This is a genomic window from Paenibacillus sp. JNUCC-31 (genome assembly GCF_014844075.1).
Classification (GTDB): domain Bacteria; phylum Bacillota; class Bacilli; order Paenibacillales; family Paenibacillaceae; genus Paenibacillus.
The window spans coordinates 7,205,767-7,224,604 of record NZ_CP062165.1 but is presented as its reverse complement, the minus strand read 5'-3'; the positions used below and the strand labels follow the sequence as shown (position 1 = coordinate 7,224,604).

The following is an 18,838-nucleotide window of genomic DNA, read 5'->3' as shown; positions in this document are numbered from 1 at the left end:
CATCTCAATTGTATTGGAATGGTCATCGTGGTCAAACCTTCAATCCCTCCACCCGCATAGCGGGTGGTTTTCGTATTATCAGGTTAGCCAGTAATTACTGGTTGGCCTTTTTTTGCGGTCGTTTTACGATGGGGGAGCCGGGAGAACGAGGTGGTTTTAGGGGCTAGGACCCCGTAACAAAAACTGTTCTCCCACGACCTCCAAAAGACCATGTTTGAGCTGGTTGGGGCAGTCGACCCCGTATAACAAGCGAAGCTATGGGTTTGGAACCATCGTGGAAAGGGCCGGCGTAACGAAAGATAGGGAGTGAAGAAATGGAACCTGTTGTGGGTGTAGACGTCGCTAAAGGCTCAAGTGTGGTTCAGGCGTTTCGAAAACGAAATGAGCCGTTTGGCAAAGCCATAGACATTGTGCATGAACCAAGCGGATTCGACCAATTCACGGAGATGTTAGGCGCGCTTCAAGCCGAAACAGGCGTTGCTCCAGTGGTCGTTTTGGAAGCGACAGGGCATTATCATCGTGCCTTGGTGTGCTGTCTGGATCAGAGTGGATACACCTATTACATTGTGAATCCCTTGCAATCCAAGCGAGCCAGGGGAGCGCAGTTACGCAAAGTGAAAACGGATGCAACGGATGCCTGGCATTTGGCTGAGATGTACTACCGAGGCGATGTGAAGGCACACCGAACTTGGGATGAGACGTTTACGGAACTGCAGCATTTGACCCGGCAGCATGAATTTGTTACAGGAATCTTTGTACAGGCCAAACTGAACAGCAGAGCCTTACTTGAGCAAGTGTTTCCGGAGTACGAAGGGTTATTTTCGAATGTATTTTCCGCAACGTCATTAACGGTACTGGCTTGTTGTTTAGAAGAAGGTACAGCGGATTGGATTGAAGTGATTCAGGGTAGCGCAGGAAAGTCTCGTTCCAAGCAATGGGTCATTGAAAAAGTCAGAAAACTGGAGGAAGTGCTGGGTGACTGGAGAGAAGCTCGGCGTAGCCCATCACAACGCCAAGCACTGCTGGGGATGGTTAAGTTATTGCTGACGATGATCCGGCAATTGGACGAGCTGGAAAAGCAAATGGAGGACATCGCGACCAATCTACCTGAAGTCGAACTCGTGAAAAGCATCCCGGGAATCGGAATGAAACTAGCTGCAGCCATAGTAGCTGAAATAGGTGATGTCAGGCAGTTTAGGGACGCTAAGCAACTCGTGGCGTTTGCGGGTCTTGATCCGGGAATTTTCAGTTCAGGGAAGTTTACAGCAACAGGCACACGAATAACGAAACGAGGCTCTAAAAGGCTCAGACGTTCGCTATATTTAGCGGTACAATGCGGAATGCGAAAGAATGTGAATGCAAAAATTGGTTCGTATTACGAGAAAAAAAGAAAAGAGGGCAAGCCCTACAAGGTGGTCGTGATCGCCTGCGCAAACAAGCTGTTGCATCACATTTTCGCCATCTTGCAGAAGAGCCAGCCCTACCAATCGTAACCCATATTTAACCAAAACCTCCATAGCAGTGGAGGTTATTCGTGTTGGTCGGAAAAAGTATACCACGAAAAGAGAACTCACCCAACAAGAAATGCTTGACAAACATTAGCTGGTTTTTGTTTCGCACGTTTCACGCACTCAACTGGCTAAAGCCATAACAAAAAAAAGTCGCTACTAGAGCGACTTTCCATGGATTATGTTCTTGTCCTTCGACATTAAAGTGTAACAATAATCGGACCATTTTTAGTAAGAATTATGGTATGTTCCAATTGAGCTACATAACTTTTTTCTGTAGCAAAGGTCCAACCGTCCTCTTTTTGGAATACTTCTTCTTCTAAGGTTGAGATAAATGGTTCGAATGCGATAACCATACCTTCCTTCAACAACTCATCATCCGATGTATCATTATAATTATAAATGTGGTCAGGTGCTTCGTGTATTGCACGTCCAACACCATGTCCTGTAAGGTTTTTAATAACCGTTAATTCATGCTGTTTCGCTGTTAGGAATACCGCTTTTCCGATTCCACTTTTTTTGGAACCAGGTTTTGCTTTCTTAAGCCCAGCCTCAAATGCTTGTTTAGCCACGGCGCATATTTTCGTTAACACTTCTGCTCCCTCGCCTACTACAAACGAAATCCCTGTATCTGCGAAATAACTGTTTTTTGAACCAGAAACATCTATATTTACTAGATCCCCTTCGTGAATAATCCGATTTCCGGGAATACCATGTGCCACTTCTTCATTAACACTAATACAAGTATAGCCAGGAAAATTATATTCACTTTTTGGGGCTGAAACTGCGCCTTCTTTCTCAAAAAGCTCTCCGGCTATATCATCCAGTTCTTTAGTCGTTATGCCAGGAATGGTTCTTTGTACCAATTCATCTCTAATAGATGCAACAATTTTGCCGATTTCCTTCAAACCATTAAAGTCTTCTTCTGTTTTTGCAATCATTTTGTCTGACCTCACTATCTTTTATCATCAATTAAAACCTGTATAATCCACTTTTCGATTCTAGATGTTCTTTTTCTTTTCGATCCAAAAACATCCCATTAGATAATCATATCCAAAGGTGCAAAGCTTCGCAACTTTTTTATAAACGTCGTGACTATGAAAATCTAACAGACAGGTTGAGCTGTGTTTGCTCTTAGTGGTGATAAGGTGCCTGTTTATTAAGTAATCGGTATCGAAACAAGTCCTTATCCTTGCCTTCAAAAAAAAGAAAGCCCCTTATGTCTTAAAGGGGCTGAAACAAAACATCGGGTCAGGCCTCTTCCTCTTCGGCCTGGCTAGGCGGTGCCATCAGACCTTTGACGGCACCCATAAACGGGTGAATGGACTTAATCATGCCGTAACCCATTTTCACTACCGGCATAAATTGCTGGATCATGCCGAATAGCCGCATGCCGCCGCCAAGCATGCCGCCAACTGAAGCTGCACCGCCAAGTCCGCCAAACAGCGACCCCATCATGGGCAGAAAGGATGAAACCTGTGCGCGCGGCACGGGACGCGAACGAGTAGACGACTTGCGCGTGCCATTTACCCGTTTCCGGTTCTGAGAACAACCACCCTTGCTGCTTGAAGCAGCCTTTCGGTTGGAAGAACGGGAACTGACCCCAGTTTTCACCGTTTGCGATACCTTTCCTCCCCCGGAAAGCACCACGCCTCCATTATTCACGTCAGTGATGTAACCGATGTATGTTTCACCACTATGAAGAGTCACGCAGACGGGCCGGGCCTCATACCGCTTTGCCTTTAGGCGTATTTCGTTGGTTTTAGCCATTGAATTTCACCTCGCTCCACTGATTTACTTCAGTTTACGCGATAACTGGACTGCTTGCCTGTGCGAATGGGACATCCGTGCGGTATTGACTATAGGTCAGTTCATCAAAAACAATGATATCTATATAACACCGCAAATTCATCCCCGTATCAGGGTGTTAAGCCACTCCTCTGCTGGGGGCATGGCTTCTGGCCGCAGTTCTAGTGTTCATGTGCAAGGATGTTAATAAGTTTACCAAATGGATCGCGGACAAAGAATCGACGAACCCCCCAAGGTTCATCTACAGGACCATATTCTATCGTGTATCCAGCACTCCTCATGCGTTCAAACACCTCATCGACATCATCAACTTCAATCGAAAGATCAGGCGTAGGTGTATTGGAGCCGCCTTGTGAAGCGAAACTTATTTGAACGTTCTCCTCCCCGAGCAAGCCATATGTCTCAATCCAACCATGATCCATTAATAAATCAAGTTCAAGCACTTCCTGATAAAAGCTTTTTGCTGCCGACGTATTCTGCGTATTAATATTGGTAACAATCCGTTTTACCCGCATGTTGAGACCCTCGATTCTAATAGTATACTTCCCAATTCGGAAGACTCGCCGTTATTTCACATTATCATCTGGCATCACGTTCTTCAATCTTCCAGCTCGTAAGTTTAACAAAAGCAGCCAATCATGTTCTGATCGGCTGCCATCTTGTTTTTTTATCTATAAGCGTGCGGTTTTCAATATGAACTAATTTTACCAGGCGTAAATGCCTTTCTCATCCAAGAATTCACCATTATGATATTTGCCATCTGTTGCATAGCCCACTATAATCGCAGCGGCGGCTTCTTTCGATTTGCCGCCTTCCGCATTACCGTTAAGATCTGTTGTTGTGAATCCAGGCGTTACCGCAAACACTTGAGCCTTGCTGCTTTTCAGTTCATAAGCCATCGAAACAGTCATGGCATTGTTGGCCGTTTTGGATGAGTTATAATCGAATGCGTTTAAAGCAAATCCTGCATTTTGCATATGATCCAGAGAAGCCATGTCGGTCGAGACATTGACGATTGTGCCTTCGTTGTCTTTAATCAACGGGAACAAACGCTGGTTCAAACGGAAGGTTCCAAAAAAGTTAACTTCGAAAGCGTTTCTCAGATCCTCCTCTTTGGTATCGGTAAAAGAACGAGAGAAAGCACCAGGCATACCAGCATTGTTGATTAGAAGGGTTAAGTTCGGATAATTCCGGGTAATCGCAGCGGCTGCCTGTTCGATGGTTTTTAATTCACCCATGTCGATTTGTACAAATTCGATGTCCAACCCTATGGAAGTTAACTCGGAAACAGCTGCTTCACCCCGTTCGGCGCTGCGTGCGCCAAGGACAACTTTCCAGCCGGCTTGACCTAACTGCTTTACGATTTCGAATCCGATTCCTTTATTGGCTCCTGTTACAAAAGCGGTCTTTTTCATGCGAATCCTTCTTTCTCTAATTTGATTTTCATTAACAATGTATAAATTACTATGCTACACTTAGTGTAGGTCAACAATAAATTTTGATAAAAGAGGGTTAGCATGTTAACGATTGGAGAAGTGGCAAAGAAAGTCGAGATCACGATCGGAGCGATCCGCTTTTACGAAAGAAAAGGATTGCTGAAACCTGCTGCGCGAAGCGAGCAGAATAACCGTCTTTATTCGGATGATGATCTGAACTGGCTGGTATTTATCAAATGTCTTCGTGAAACCGGTATGAGTGTGGAGGACATCAAAACGTATTATGACAAAGTAAATGAAGGCACCTCAACCCTGCCGGAAAGAACCAAACTGATTCAAGATCAAAGGCAAAAGCTGTTGGCAGATATCGAGGAGAAAAAGGCACAGCTCGTTCATTTGGACAAAAAATTGGAGCGTTATTATCGCGGGGAAAATTATTAATATAAACCTTCCGAGTTTGTGGACCGTTCTCATACAAGGTTCATGTATTTTCATCAAAAAAAGCGCTCCCTATAAAGGAGCGCTTTAGCTTTTTCAAAACCTTCCACAATCAAAATAATCCAACAGCAGAGGGGTAATTCGTGGAGAGTCCAAGACATTCGCCAAAAGACGCGACCCTCCCAAATGCTTCTCATCACTCTGGCGTGCTGTTTACATCCCCGTTTAAATCTTTGCCTTCTCCTCCTCTGCCATCGACCGGATGTAAAAAGCACCCAGTACCGAGCAGAGAAGGAATGAGAAGAACGCGATCGCCGCGGCTTGTTCACGCTCCTGGAAGACGCTGAACACCTGCTGCATGGAAACACCCAGCATCTGCGGAGAGTTGGCTCCGATTAGGTAGGGCGCGGTGAACGAGCCAATGACTCCCATGAAGACAAAGGTCAGGGCGACAAGAAATGTCTTGTAAGACAGCGGGAAAATAAACCGTGTAAACAGTGTCAGTTTGCCAACACCCACGTCCTTTGCGCTCTCAATGATCGACGAAGGAATGCCCGACAATGCGGAACTGAGCAGCATCGTCGTAAATGGAATGTTGAACCATAGGTTCGCGATGATGATTCCTTTTTCGTCAAAAATGATGCGCGGCAGCGTGATTCCTGCCACCTCAAGCATACGGGCAAGCCAGCCGTGGTTGCCAAGCAGATTGATCAGGCCGTAGGTGGCAATGACGCCAGGGATGAACAGCGGGATCATGTACGTTTTACGAATCAGATTGACTATTGGCCCCTGGTTGAAGCGCATGTAAATCGCCAGCGTGTAGCTGACCAATATCACCGCAACACACGTAATGGCGGTCACTCGAAGCGTAAATACGATATTGCTCTGCATCCCCTTATCCGTGAACAGATACATATAGCGGCTCAGATCATATCCACCCGAACCGTTGCTCAGGCTCATGATAAAGGATTGGATGATCGGGATAATGACGACGATCAACAGGATGGCGAAGGAGGGGAGCACCATCGCCAGACCCGTAATTGACTGTCTGGTTTCCTTACTCATTGCGCGGCAACGTCGCTCTGCCAGCGTTTGTTAATCTCTGTGCCCAGATCCCCGATGTTGAATGTGCGGAAGCCTTCGGCTACACCGTCGAACTTATTCTGCATATCCTGAGACATGTTGGAGAGCTCAATGCCCGGGAAGCCGTTCATTTTGTCGACAATGACTTCCTGCGCTTCAGGGGACAGGACGAAATTCAGGAATTCGTTGATCGCTTCCTTCTTGTCCGACTCCTGGTTGACCATCAGGTAAGTCGGTCCGCCGTTGAAGCCCGGCGTAATCTGCTGCATCTTGATCGTATCCGGCAGCAGGCCTTCGTTCAGTTGCTGCAGCACCATGTCCGACCAAGCCGGAATTAAGGATACTTCGCCGTTCATCAGCAAATCAAGCGTGCCCTGGTTTTTCTTCGGATAGATGCCCTTTCCGTAGACATACGGTCCAAGCTCTTTGATGGTGCTGAAGCCGCTATCCCACTTCTCCATGATTGCCGGATCGGAGTTATGAATGTCTTCTTCCGGCAGATCTTTATAGACGATCGTCTGAACGAACGAGCTTCCGGAACCGCCCGTTGACGGGTCGTTATAGGCGAACTGCTCGGGGTTGGCTTTGATCCACTTCAGCAGCTCGTCCAGTGTAGTTGGTGGATTAGAGATTTTGCTACTGTCATAGGCCAGAACCACGGCAGACGAACGATACGGAATCGCGAAGTTATCCACATCCTTCATCGTGTCCGCGTTGACTTTGCTGAGGTTCGGAACGTCCTTCTCATTCAGTTGCGCCCAGATACCATCTTTCGTACCCTGCGCGACGGAGGTGATGCCGTCCTCGTACAGGTCGATCCCTCCTGAGCCCTTGCCCGCCTTCTTAGCGGCCACGATCCGGTCGTAGGTCGGCTCAGCGCCGGTACCGGATGGGATGTAGACCAGATTCACGTCGATATCCGGATGCTGCTTCTCAAACATCGGCTCCAGGGAATCCCATAGGTCCTTGACGTTTTGCGAACCAGTAAAATAGAAGTTAAAAGATACCGGATCGCCTGATGCCGCAGCGTTCCCCCCGGTGGAGCTGCTTGTATTCTCGCTTCCGTTTCCACACCCGGCCAGCAGTGACATGGACAATCCCACAACAGTCAACAATGATACAAATGGCTTCTTCAAACGCATATCATTCATCCTCCTCAGTTCGATTCATCAACCGGAAATCCGGTCATTTTTGCTATCGAGATACCGACGTCTTTTCCTACCTGCAGCTGCTCCACGAATTCCTTGTTCAGAAAAGCACGTATGATGCCGAATTCCAGCAGTTCCACGGTAACTTCCGCGTAATGTCCCAGAATCATCACCTGTTTGACCTTGCCTGCCAAAATACCTTCACCCATCGTAGTACCACTCACCTGAACGTCTTCTGGGCGAACCGCCGCCGTCACCTGGCCGCTTAAGCCCTTCTCGTTCGGCAGGCGGAGATTTCCAATGTGTATACTCTCCCCTTCCGCCACCCCCTTCAGGAAATTCATTTTTCCGATAAAACCGGCGACATACAATGAAGCTGGCTCATCGTAAATCTTCTGCGGCTGAGCAATCTGCTCGATGTGCCCGTGATTCATGACAATAATACGATCAGATAACGACAGTGCTTCTTCCTGATCATGCGTGACGAAGACCATCGTGAGTCCGGTCTTCATTTGGATCTCACGCAGCTCCTCTCGCATTTCGTGCCGCAGCTTGGCGTCCAGCGCCGAGAAAGGCTCGTCCAACAGCAGTACCGCCGGGTTGAGCAGCAGAGACCGAGCCAGCGCAACCCGCTGCTGCTGTCCGCCTGAAAGCTCGGCCGGATACTTCTTCCCGAAGCCCGACAGCCGGACCAGCTTGAGCGCATCCTCCACCGCCGTGCGGATCTCCGCCTTTGGCATTTTGCGAATCTTCAGGCCGAACGCCAGATTGTCGTATACCGACATATGCGACCACAGATTATAACTCTGGAACACCATTGAGGTCGGCCGTTTCTCCGGTGGAAGTTGAATGACACTCTTGCCCTCGATCAAGATGTCACCGGAGTCCGGTTCGAGAAAACCGCCGATGCTCCGTAGCACGGTGGTTTTCCCGCACCCCGAAGGACCCAGAAGAGTGACCAGCTCGCCTTTTTCGATATCAATGTTGATGCCGCTGACCCCGTCACCGGTTTTGTAGCGTTTGGCTAACTCTCGTACAGACAACTGCATGCTTCTGCCTCCCTTTGCCCCGGTATGTAGACCGAAACATTTCTATTTCATTTGAAAACCGCTCGCCAGCACGTCCGCACTTACCAACCGCTGGGCTGCCACCAGCAGGATGATGGTTGGCAGCGTCAGGATGATTGAGAATACAGCCCCGGCGCTGCTCGGAAAGTCGGAAATAATGGAGTACATGACGATTGGCATCGTTTTGTAATCAGGAATGCCGACCAGGAAAGTCCCCTGCGCTTCGTCAAGTGAATTGAGGAACGTGAAGATCGAAGCGACCAGGATGCCCGGCATCGCCATGGGCAGTGTGATGCTGCGGAACACTTTGAACGGGCTCGCCCCGACGTCCCGCGCCGATTCCTCCTGCGCTCGATGCACGTTACGGAAAGCGGAGGTTGGAATCCAGGTCATGAACATCAACACGTTGATCATATGGATCAGTACAACGCCAAGCAGTGTATTCATTAGTCCGATCCGGTAGAAAAGGACCGCGATGGAGACGTATAAGCCCATTTTCGGAAAGGCGTGCGTCAGCAGGAACGAAAACAGGAACATCCGCTTCAGCGGAAACTGGAGTCTTGCGAAGGCGTACGCTGCTGGAATACAGACCACGATGGACAGCAGGGTCACGAGGGTGGCAATGAGGAACGACAGCGAGATCGACGAGACGATATCATCCTTCGCCAGCACGAACTCCCACCATTTGAAGCCCCATACTTGGGGCAAAATGTCCGGATAATTCCATTTTTCGCTAAAGGCAAGCACAAGCAGGTTGACCAACGGACCCGCAAAAAAAACAGCGAACACGGTCAGCAGCACAAATTCAATAATTCTTCTCAGGCCTATGTGTTTCCAGTACCAAAACATGTCTCTTCCTCCTTGCTATTCGTCGATTGACGAACGATCACTTCGCTTTCGTATTCGATCAGGCGCGGCACGCTCCCCTCGCCGCTGATCAGACGGTCCAGAATGGATACCGCGTCTCGGCCGATTCCAGATGCATCCACGCTGACGGTAGTCAGCGACGGGTGATACATATCGGCCACTTCGGTATTGTCATAACCCATAACAGACACTTCCTGCGGAATGCGGACGCCGCGCTCCAGCAGCACTTTCATGGCGCCCAGTGCGAGCATGTCATTGGTGCTGAACAGGGCGGTGTATCGTCCCTCCCGGAATGCCGCATAATGCTCCTCCATCAGCTTTCGGCCAGAATCGAAGCTGGATTCCGATGACTCAACGATGGTAAAACCGTCCTGGCCGGAACAAATACCGAGGGATGCCAGATGTTTGCGAAAGCCCCCCAGTCGCAGTGAGTGACTCCGATGCTCTCCCGGCCCGGCGATAATAAAGAATCTGCGATGTCCACATGCGTACAGATGCTCTGCAGCCCGTTCTCCGCCAGCTTCGTCGTTACTCACGAGATGCACCACGTCCGGATCTTCCGTCGATCCGTTCACCATCAGGTACGGAATATTGAAGTTTTTGACGTAGTCGATGACGTTTTTCTGCAGCCGGCTAACCAGAATGAGTCCATCAACCCGCTGCTCCAGCATATAATCGGTGGAGCGCAGTGACATCTCCCGGTCGGTTTTCAGGAAGATCGAGTAGCCCAGCGCTTCAGCGGCCATCAGAATTTCGTCGATGATTCTGCCATACAGCGTGTGGGACACGATCGGCAGCCTGTCACGAAAAACGATTACTCCGATGTTGTGCGTCCGCTTGGCGACCATTGCCCGGGCGACGGCGCTTGGCTTGTAGCGAAGCTGCTCGACCGCCTTGAGAACGCGTTCCCGAACTTCGGGACTCGCGTAGCCGTTTCCGGAGATGACCCGGGAAGCAGTCGATTTCGATACACCAGCGAGCTGTGCCAGCTCCCGCAAACTATGATTCAGCTTATTGTCCAATCCCTATTCTCCTCTGCATACTCCATTTCTCCCCGGACGGCGATCAGCTTCCCCGGATCGCGGGTTGTTATCGAATGGACGCCCCACTGCGCAAGTCGCCGCATGTCGTCTGCCTCCCTAACCGTCCAGACGTAGAGATCCAAACCATACCGCCGCACGGCTTCTATTAGTTCTGGCCGCACCACCTGATACGGCACGTTAAGCCCGAAACAGTCGGCTTCGCGGCCTTCTGCACATGCCTGCAGCATGGCCTCGTCGTAGCGCAGACTTTCGAAGCTCTGAATGTTCACATTAAGCAACCTGCGGATGTGCGGAGCGTACCGACCGGCTTTGACTGCCATCCCGTATTCGCAGCCACTGAGGAACACCCTCTCCGCCATACCCATCCGTTCAACCAGGACGGATACGGGCTCCAGAGCGCTGTCCGTTTTGATATCGAGATTCATGATTTTACCGGCCTTGCGGATCTGCTCTAGCACATCCTGAAGGGTCGGAATTGGTGCCGACATGCTGCCGTTTAACTCCTTCAGCGTCATTTCTGCAAGGCTGCCGCGGCGGCCGTCCGCCAAAGTAATATCTTCGTCGTGTGCGAGCACCGGTACGCCGTCCCGAGTCAACTGAATATCGTCTTCGTAAATATCCGCGCCAAGTGTCAGGGCCGCCTGTAGCGACTCGAACGAATGATCGGGATGACCCATGCAGCCGGTATGGGCCGTGATCAACGGGAAGTTGTTCATCGCGGGTACCCTCCTTCTTCGAAATAGATCGCGTTGGTAAAGGCGACACGTACATAAGCGCCCTGTACGGTTCCCCACAGCTCGGAGCGAATCCACCTGCGTGGAATATCAGGAGCGGACTGCGTTAGTTGGACTTCGAACTGCATCATCTGTCCGTCCGATGAAGAGGGGACTTCCAAGCTTAGTTCCTCGCCCAGATTGGAGCACAGCTTCAATCTGCAGATCTGCTTCGGCAGCGCCCATAGTCCGACGCGGACCGAGAAGTCCAGCGTCAAGTTCACCAAGATCGGTTGGGCTGCGACTTCCGGTCTCTCGACTACTGATGGAACCGTGGAGCCGATTGGATAGTCTACATCATCAGCGTTCAGCTTCAAGGTCAGTAGAGGACCTATCGTTACGGATGCGCGCCCTTCCCGCAGCGCCTGAATCAGTGTTTCTTCATGGATCGACAGGGCTGCCTCATCCCCGTTCTCTGCCACTGCGTCGTCCTCAATGCCCAGATACGTAACCGAGATTGGCTCGTCCGTCTCTCCCTGCGCGTGCCAGTCCCTGCCTGAAGTGGCTGCTATCCGATACCCTTCGTTCAGCTTGTCTGTCCACAGATCAAATGCCCGCCGATTGTTCGTCTGTATGGAAGGGAACGTGCCGGACCAGACTTCGATATAATCGACGGCGGACCAATTTCCGATCTCGTATTCCCAGAAGCAACCGGTACAGGCCGGACTGCCGATGCGGAACGGATGGGCAAGCCCGGCGATTCCGCCGAGACGATGCACGGACTCAATACCCACATCGATCCTATCCCGATCTACTTGACGCCAGTCGGCAAAAGCGCTCAAGCCAATCGTCACCATATGACCATAAAAGGTCGTCCACTCCATGCCAGGAATAATTAGCAGTCCGTATATCCGCTCGATTTCTTCTTTGCCGATCAGGCCGGACATCGTGTTGTGATCGGTCAGCGCGATGGCGTCGAAGCCCAGATTGGCCGCTCCTGCCGCCAACTCCTCCAGCGTTTGACTGCCGTCGCTGTGCAGCGTATGCGTATGCAGTTCGCAGGCGAGCCATTTCATATCGCGTCCTCCTCCGTCGTCCAGATTTGCAGGTGGTAATCACAGGTATCCGTCACGATGCAATGCAGGCTGAGTGTGACGCTCCAAGATCCGGGAACCAGCTCGCCCGCCGTCAGGCCGGGTGAAGCTTCTCGCTCTGATACGAACAGCTCCTGCAACTCGTCTTGGCGGTGGCACGCTCCGCGGTATCCCCGCGTGTCGTCCAGGGAGAGTGTCATCAAATTTTTCAGGGGAAGATGCCGGTCGGCGTTCTCCATTGCGTATTCCCGATTTTCCGGCAAGATATATAGGTCGTAACTATTCTTGAGTAGCTGTATCGCCTTCTCCCGATTCTCAAGCGTCTTCGGCGCATATTGTAATCGCAGGTTCAGCTTCCCACAGCCCTCGTCCAACTCAAAAGGAATGCGGATATGCGTCTTGGAATCCTCCGGAGATGCATGGCCTTGTAGATCCAGCAGCTTCATTGATCGCACCACCTTTCATTTTTGCGTTATCTTGATGATTTACGTTATGCACTTTTTGCTGAATGTGGGACCGTTCCCACATCTATTCCTTATGTTACGGGTGAAAAATCAGGCGCGTATCTGCATCGTGTTAATATTCTGTAAATGCAAAAAAGACCGTACTTCTATTAAAAGAAGTCAGGCCTTCTTATCTTTTATCGCTAGATTGTTTTCGCACTCGCATATATTTTTTTGATTTTTGCTGATCCCCCTATTGTTTTCGCACCGTTCGTAACCTCAGCCACGCATTCATTAGATCATGTAAAATAGCTACTCAATCTACGTCAGCCTTGTTGAGTTATACCGACTCATTTCCAAGTAAAGAATCGAACTGAATGTTTAAAGGTTGCTGAACGGAAACATACCAACGTACCTGATTCGTAAGATCCACGAGGGTGAGAAAGTGCCCGTGACCCGCCCCAGTATCAATACCTAATTTTCCATCGCCTGACCATATCTGCCACGGAGGGATGTGAAACCGGAATGTTGACGTATGACCAAAAATGATAGTATACCTTGAGTCCATTGGACTTTCCAAAAACGGTTGTCGAATTTCGGTCAGATCTTCAGGCGTCTGAAAGCCCAAAGGAACACCTGGTCGTATTCCGGCATGCACAAACAAGTATGATTCACTTATAAAGAAAAGTGGCAGGCGATCCAGAAAGTTCCGATAAAATTGAATTTTATCCGGACTAACTGAATCCGAATTGTGCATACATTTCAACCACTTACGTTCATTGTTCCCTTGTAATGCAATCGCTCCCTGTTGGGTTAGTTCATCTACCAACTGCAGAGTTCCCCAGGAGTCGGGACCTTTATTTACATAATCCCCAAGCAAAACCAATTGGTCACGATATGCGCGATATCCCGCAGCATTCAAAAGCTCTTTTAAAAGATGTCCATATCCATGGATATCGGACACAGCAAGAAGTCTACCCATTTTCCGGTTCTGTTCCTCCTCGGTAAATCATAGTTTGCTCTGAACGAAACTGCAGCCAACGCTCAGATCCGGGTTCAATATATTCTGTGTTGAAAGCATGAACACTTTGATTATCCTTGGTTTGCATAATGATCCTCCAATGAATGCCCTCAAAAATGGATTGTTTTACCCAAACTTGAACTTGATTAAAAGAACCATCCTCCGGCTCGCTACCAACTGTTATATGTTGTGGGTGAACCATAACAACTGCTCGTTGACCACCCATTCCATGGTCCATGATTTGCCCGGTAATGCACTGGCCTTCTGCCATAACTACCGATTTATCTATGGTATAGCTTCCGAAAAGTTTGTTGTGATAACCCATAAGCTGGGCAACCCAAGGGGTTGCTGGGCGATTGAATAGCTGATGGGGTTTAGCGAACTGATCGATTCCTCCGTCTCTCAAAACCATGATTCGATCCGCCAGCGTAAAAGCTTCAAGCATGTCATGAGTAACGTAAAGCACGGTTGTTTCAAGATCGGACAAAAGGGAGGCCAACTCACTGCGCATTTCGGTGCGCAGCTTCACATCCAGATTAGACAACGGCTCATCCATCAGCAGGATGGAGGGTTCTGTTGCAAGCGCGCGCGCCATCCCGATTCGCTGCTGCTGTCCCCCTGAGCATTGGGATGGCAATCGATCCAGCAAACCTTCCAATTGCAGCATGGTTTGGAGGTGATCAAGCCTTTGTTTTCGCATAGCTGATTCCGTTTTGGATCGTTTCATGCCATATTCAATGTTTTGGCGAACTGTCATATGCGGCCATAATGCGTAATCCTGAAACACCATGTTGACCGGCCGTTTCTCTGGAGGCGTAAAATCCTTCAGGCTATCCACACATTTGCCATCCATTTCGATTACTCCCCCATCTACTCTCAGTAACCCGGCGACGAGTTGTAGCAAAGTGGACTTTCCGCATCCCGAAGGACCGAGAATGCAGATTCTTTCGCCATGGTTCAATGCAAAAGATAAGGGGCGAAGAACCTCCTGTTTGTCAAAGGACTTGTGAATTCCCTCGAGTTTAAGAATCGAATTCATATGATGAACCTCCATGTGTTATTCGTTGGTTTTCTGTTGGAATGGTCATCTCCGTACGCTTGCTTCGGCGATTGTCACTCCATCGAAACATGGATTCCCCTGCAAACTGAATCAGGAGGATGAGAAGAAGTAACGTCATTCCACTTAGAACTGTAGCTGCTGTTGCGTATCCGTATCGACCGAATTCAAAGGCTTGGTCAATTACGATTGGCATGAGAACATAATTTGCTGGCTGCAACATGGAAGCTAAAGCCAAATCGAACACACTTGTTCCAAAAGCAGCCAGCATCGCAAGGAGCAATGATCTGCGCACCAACGGCAGTACGATATGTACCATTCGATCAACTGTTCCGGCTCCTTGTACAGCTGCTGCATTTAATACAGATGGCGAGATGGTTCCGAACGATCCCAATTGAACGCGAACGGCATAAGGAATAGCTCCCGCTATAACTGCAATGACAAGCAAGGCAGGTGTGCCATATAGATGCAGGTGCAAGTATTCAAGCCATTTCTGATTCCAGACGAAGATATAACCGATGCCCATAACAATTCCCGGCACGGCCAGAGAGACGATAGAAAATAATTGAAGTCCCCCCTTCATCTTCGATTCGGTAAACGTAAGCACGTACGCGACTATGAAACCGATGATAATACTGAGAACTGCTGCAAGTGCCGCTATGGCGAGCGAATGGACCATTCCTTCTATAAAATTGAGCTGGGTATGATCTGCTGCAGCTTTCGAAAAGAGTGAAAGATAATGATCCATTGTTAAGTTTGGAAGCGTGAAGCCTTCGCCTATCCTTTTCATGATGGACACACACAAGCTGCTTCCTAAAGGAATGCCAATACTTATTGCTATCGAAACCATTGTAATCGCATTAATTAAATAGCTTTTTTGGGGCTTTGTTTTCACGCTTTTGGTTGCCTTAGCACTCAGAAAATCAAATCTGGATTTGCGCAGACTCATCATAAGAATGAACATCGCCAGGCTTAATAAAACTACTAAATAGAAAGCAAGCACGCCGGCCATATCAAATCGGACCGGTGATTGATAAATCGCTGAATAAATTGAATAGGTTAGCGTTGGAAAACGATACACTGTCGACAGTGCCGCCGGCAGCCCAAAATCCCCTACTGTATCAATAAATACAAGCGTAGCTCCAGCGATGATCGATGGTACCGCAAGCGGAAGCTCTACAGTACGCCATACCGTCCAAGGACCTGCACCATTCATGCGAGCAGCATGTCCATAATGACTAACACTCCATTCTGCTGAAGCAAGCACCGCTAGATATGCCAAGGGGAACTTGCTCAAAGCCATAATGACCATTAGCCCGACGGGTTGAAACAAGAACGATGTTAACCATTCCATGCCAAGTAAACGACTTGCAATTCCATCGGCCCCACCGAAAAGCACCCAGCCTTGTGCCAGCATGAAAGAGGGTGTAATGAGTAAAAGCCATACTCCTGCATCCAATAGACGCCCTGTTGCATACTGCCAACGTGCTCTCATCATGGCAAGGCAAGTACCGAGCACAGTTCCTAATAGGGCAGTTCCAAGGCCTAGCCATAACGAATTTAATAATGATTGGCGCCATAACGGACGTTGAAAAATCTCGCCAAGTAATCCGAACCCCTGAAAATGTATGTTTCCAAAAAATATGCCAGGCAAAAAGGCATTTAACAGAACAGCCAGCAACGGGAGAAAGATGACGATGAATAAAAGAATTGCAATGCCCAATCCCCAACGAGTACCTGAATTTTTCATAGATAATTCCTTATTTTACGTTTTGGTCTGCAAACCATGTTTTAATTTCCACTTCGTGTTCCGCAGCCCATTCGGCTGGTGGAAGCATGAATGTTGGGTTCAGCTCACGGTCTTTCCGAGGTTCAACGCCCTGCACAAGTGGTGTGAAGAAGCTGTCGGAAGAGTCCAGAGAGGTCAGCATTTGTTGAGTTTCGGGTTTGAGCATAAATTCAATAAAGGCTTTTGCCGCAGCCGGGTTTTTGGTATGTTTACTGATCGCAGCGACTCTTAGGCTTCCTGGGGCCCCTTCTTCCGGCCAAATAATATCCACTGGTTCTCCGGATAGCTTGAGGTCATAAGCATTGCTTTCCTGCAGGGCGGCAATATCAATTTCTCCCGAAACCAGAGCACTTCCTAAAGGACCGTTTTTGGGATATACTCGTAAGCCCTTATCCATCATTTGACTATACTTTTGCTCTGCATCGGAAATTCCCCAGTGGTGGAACAGGGAAGAAACGAGCGGATATGCAGGCGCTGCAACCGCAGGATCAGCCTGGCCTGCATTGCCGTCATACTTGAAGAAGTCATCCCATGACTTGGGTGCCTGTTCTTTGGTAAGACGATTAGTGTTATATGCAATGACAGCCGAAGCATGAATAGTGATAGGCGTATAAGCGTGGTCTTCAGGAATAAGCGATGCTCCATAATCGCTAAGGTTTCCGATGTTATCCGGTACCCAATCCGTCATGAGGAATCCTCGATCTGCAAGATTTCGAATGGAACCGTGACCATCCATCATAACTACGTCCCATTGGGGGTTGCCCTGTTCCGCTTCAATCTTGGCCAGCGCCTCTCCCCCACCATAATGGACTGCTTCAATTTTGAAGCCAGTCTGCTTGGCAAACTCGGGAGCTACAATATCCACAAAATCATTACCATATAAATAAATGGTCTCCCCCGTATCTTCATTGGAAGAGCTGGCATTCTCCCCTTTGGACGATGTTGTTGACGTTTCGGATCCCCCCGAAGTTGTGTTGCTGCCCGTGACGTTTCCCCCGCCACATCCTGCCACGATCAATACAAGCAATAGACTGATTCCACTCAAACGTTTTCTCCAACTAAAATTCATGTTTATCCCCCTAGATAATATTTTTAAAGCCTTTAATCATCATAACGGGGATCTTGAAGATTCATATTATGCTAGAGTTAAACTTATTTTAAATATTATTAATGAATTATATAATAAGATAGATATTATCTATGTTTGGACAAGAGGAGGCCCTGCATATGAACTTGCAGCAGTTAAAAGTGTTTGTACATGTTGTGGAAATGCAGAAATTATATTTGGTTGCGGACAAACTTAATATTACGCAGCCTACAGTGACGTTCCATCTAAACAAGCTTCAGGATGATGCCGGCGTAGCTTTGTTCCATACGAAAACCTATCATGTTATCAAATTGACTGAAGCTGGAAAATCACTGTATCATTACGCTGCACAAATGGTTGCATTAAACGAGGAGATGCTTCGCACGCTTGAAGAACAGAGGGGAACAGCTTCCAGGCGTTTGAGAATTGGAAGTACACATACCCCTGCTACATATATCCTTCCTGAGTTGTTGTCCAAAATCAGACAGGAACATCAACTTTTTTTGAGTATCGATGTAAAGCCTGCAGCCCAAATCTTGGATAAGATTAAACATTATGACCTGGATGTCGGAGTCATTTCGCTTGCGGAGCCAGATGATACTGATTTTATCTATGAGCCATTAATGAAAGATGATCTGGTGATTATCTATCATCCAGATCATTCCCTTGCTGCTCGAACAAATATCACCTCGAAAGATTTAGCAGGGCTCCCCATCATTGCTCATGAAAGAGGCTCTACTAGTCGCCAGCTTATCGATCAATGGGCTGCCAACAATGATATTCAATTTACAGAGGTGATGGAATCGTCAGGTTCCGAAGCATTGAAATCAATGGTACGTCTTAACATGGGCATAGGCATGGTGTCCCAAGCTTCAATCCTTCAAGAACTTGTCAAGGGAGAATTGAAATCCTGCTCCATTCCTGATTGGAACCCTGTAAGGACCATATATGCTGTTCGTCACCGTAACAAGCTTCTTACACCTTCGCTGAATCTCTTTTGGCGTATGCTGATTGAGAATTTCAACTCACGAATAAAATAATAAACATAACACTCATACAGTGGACTTATCACCCACGCCACCCATTCCATCAATAAAGATTCTTTGATTGGCAGACAATACATTTCCAACATAACCGTCTTCCAATAGATCTTTCACACAATTAATGGCTGAGGCTTGTCTGGCCTGTTATCCATTGGCATTTGCCAATTGGCCAGGAATATACCGATTTACTAT

Annotated in this window: 19 protein-coding genes; 3 read left to right on the top strand and 16 right to left on the bottom strand. The window is 48.4% G+C overall.

The window, feature by feature from the left end; genetic code table 11:
- Positions 1-314 precede the first annotated feature (314 nt).
- Complete coding sequence (locus JNUCC31_RS31635) at positions 315-1,493, top strand: IS110 family RNA-guided transposase (RefSeq protein ID WP_192266634.1); 1,179 nt, start codon at positions 315-317, stop codon at positions 1,491-1,493.
- 215 nt (positions 1,494-1,708) lie between these two features.
- On the opposite strand, the gene map is transcribed toward JNUCC31_RS31635, so the two are convergent.
- The 4 genes from map to JNUCC31_RS31615 form a co-directional block, all read right to left on the bottom strand.
- Positions 1,709-2,449, bottom strand: a complete 741-nt coding sequence (gene map / locus JNUCC31_RS31630; protein ID WP_192267237.1) for a type I methionyl aminopeptidase — start codon at positions 2,447-2,449, stop codon at positions 1,709-1,711.
- A gap of 310 nt (positions 2,450-2,759) precedes the next feature.
- On the bottom strand, positions 2,760-3,278 hold the full coding sequence (locus JNUCC31_RS31625) for a hypothetical protein (RefSeq protein ID WP_192267236.1): 519 nt from the start codon (positions 3,276-3,278) through the stop codon (positions 2,760-2,762).
- Positions 3,279-3,478: 200 nt separating this feature from the next.
- Positions 3,479-3,832: a VOC family protein gene (locus tag JNUCC31_RS31620; protein WP_192267235.1), complete on the bottom strand. Its 354-nt coding sequence runs from the start codon at positions 3,830-3,832 to the stop codon at positions 3,479-3,481.
- A 189-nt stretch (positions 3,833-4,021) separates the two neighbouring features.
- Positions 4,022-4,732 (bottom strand): SDR family NAD(P)-dependent oxidoreductase, encoded by a 711-nt coding sequence (locus JNUCC31_RS31615; protein WP_192267234.1) that lies wholly within the window; start codon positions 4,730-4,732, stop codon positions 4,022-4,024.
- Positions 4,733-4,834: 102 nt separating this feature from the next.
- On the opposite strand from JNUCC31_RS31615, the gene JNUCC31_RS31610 reads away from it, so the two are divergent.
- Positions 4,835-5,194 (top strand): MerR family transcriptional regulator, encoded by a 360-nt coding sequence (locus JNUCC31_RS31610; protein ID WP_192267233.1) that lies wholly within the window; start codon positions 4,835-4,837, stop codon positions 5,192-5,194.
- A gap of 222 nt (positions 5,195-5,416) precedes the next feature.
- On the opposite strand, the gene JNUCC31_RS31605 is transcribed toward JNUCC31_RS31610, so the two are convergent.
- From JNUCC31_RS31605 to JNUCC31_RS31550, 12 genes are all read right to left on the bottom strand, one after another.
- On the bottom strand, positions 5,417-6,256 hold the full coding sequence (locus JNUCC31_RS31605) for an ABC transporter permease (RefSeq protein WP_192267232.1): 840 nt from the start codon (positions 6,254-6,256) through the stop codon (positions 5,417-5,419).
- On the bottom strand, positions 6,253-7,416 hold the full coding sequence (locus JNUCC31_RS31600) for an extracellular solute-binding protein (protein WP_192267231.1): 1,164 nt from the start codon (positions 7,414-7,416) through the stop codon (positions 6,253-6,255). The genes JNUCC31_RS31605 and JNUCC31_RS31600 overlap by 4 nt, the downstream gene beginning before the upstream one ends.
- Before the next feature lie 14 nt (positions 7,417-7,430).
- Positions 7,431-8,471: an ABC transporter ATP-binding protein gene (locus tag JNUCC31_RS31595; protein ID WP_062325143.1), complete on the bottom strand. Its 1,041-nt coding sequence runs from the start codon at positions 8,469-8,471 to the stop codon at positions 7,431-7,433.
- A 42-nt stretch (positions 8,472-8,513) separates the two neighbouring features.
- The gene (locus JNUCC31_RS31590; RefSeq protein WP_192267230.1) at positions 8,514-9,338 is read right to left on the bottom strand and encodes an ABC transporter permease; all 825 of its coding nucleotides are present in this window, start codon (positions 9,336-9,338) and stop codon (positions 8,514-8,516) included.
- Positions 9,314-10,354, bottom strand: coding sequence for a LacI family DNA-binding transcriptional regulator (locus JNUCC31_RS31585; protein ID WP_323374404.1), 1,041 nt, complete (start codon positions 10,352-10,354; stop codon positions 9,314-9,316). The genes JNUCC31_RS31590 and JNUCC31_RS31585 overlap by 25 nt, the downstream gene beginning before the upstream one ends.
- An 8-nt stretch (positions 10,355-10,362) precedes the next feature.
- Positions 10,363-11,115, bottom strand: a complete 753-nt coding sequence (locus JNUCC31_RS31580) for a glycerophosphodiester phosphodiesterase (RefSeq protein ID WP_192267228.1) — start codon at positions 11,113-11,115, stop codon at positions 10,363-10,365.
- Positions 11,112-12,188 carry a CehA/McbA family metallohydrolase gene (locus tag JNUCC31_RS31575; RefSeq protein WP_192267227.1) on the bottom strand — a complete coding sequence of 359 codons (1,077 nt, stop codon included), beginning with the start codon at positions 12,186-12,188 and terminating at the stop codon, positions 11,112-11,114. Before JNUCC31_RS31575 ends, JNUCC31_RS31580 begins: the two co-directional genes overlap by 4 nt.
- Positions 12,185-12,652 (bottom strand): hypothetical protein, encoded by a 468-nt coding sequence (locus JNUCC31_RS31570; RefSeq protein ID WP_192267226.1) that lies wholly within the window; start codon positions 12,650-12,652, stop codon positions 12,185-12,187. Before JNUCC31_RS31570 ends, JNUCC31_RS31575 begins: the two co-directional genes overlap by 4 nt.
- 337 nt (positions 12,653-12,989) lie before the next feature.
- The gene (locus tag JNUCC31_RS31565) at positions 12,990-13,631 is read right to left on the bottom strand and encodes a metallophosphoesterase (RefSeq protein ID WP_192267225.1); all 642 of its coding nucleotides are present in this window, start codon (positions 13,629-13,631) and stop codon (positions 12,990-12,992) included.
- Positions 13,624-14,709, bottom strand: a complete 1,086-nt coding sequence (locus tag JNUCC31_RS31560; RefSeq protein ID WP_192267224.1) for an ABC transporter ATP-binding protein — start codon at positions 14,707-14,709, stop codon at positions 13,624-13,626. Before JNUCC31_RS31560 ends, JNUCC31_RS31565 begins: the two co-directional genes overlap by 8 nt.
- Positions 14,693-16,477, bottom strand: a complete 1,785-nt coding sequence (locus JNUCC31_RS31555) for an ABC transporter permease (protein WP_192267223.1) — start codon at positions 16,475-16,477, stop codon at positions 14,693-14,695. The genes JNUCC31_RS31560 and JNUCC31_RS31555 overlap by 17 nt, the downstream gene beginning before the upstream one ends.
- A gap of 10 nt (positions 16,478-16,487) precedes the next feature.
- Positions 16,488-17,585: an ABC transporter substrate-binding protein gene (locus JNUCC31_RS31550; RefSeq protein ID WP_192267222.1), complete on the bottom strand. Its 1,098-nt coding sequence runs from the start codon at positions 17,583-17,585 to the stop codon at positions 16,488-16,490.
- 158 nt (positions 17,586-17,743) lie between these two features.
- On the opposite strand from JNUCC31_RS31550, the gene JNUCC31_RS31545 reads away from it, so the two are divergent.
- The gene (locus JNUCC31_RS31545) at positions 17,744-18,643 is read left to right on the top strand and encodes a LysR family transcriptional regulator (protein ID WP_192267221.1); all 900 of its coding nucleotides are present in this window, start codon (positions 17,744-17,746) and stop codon (positions 18,641-18,643) included.
- The last annotated feature ends 195 nt before the right edge of the window (positions 18,644-18,838 follow it).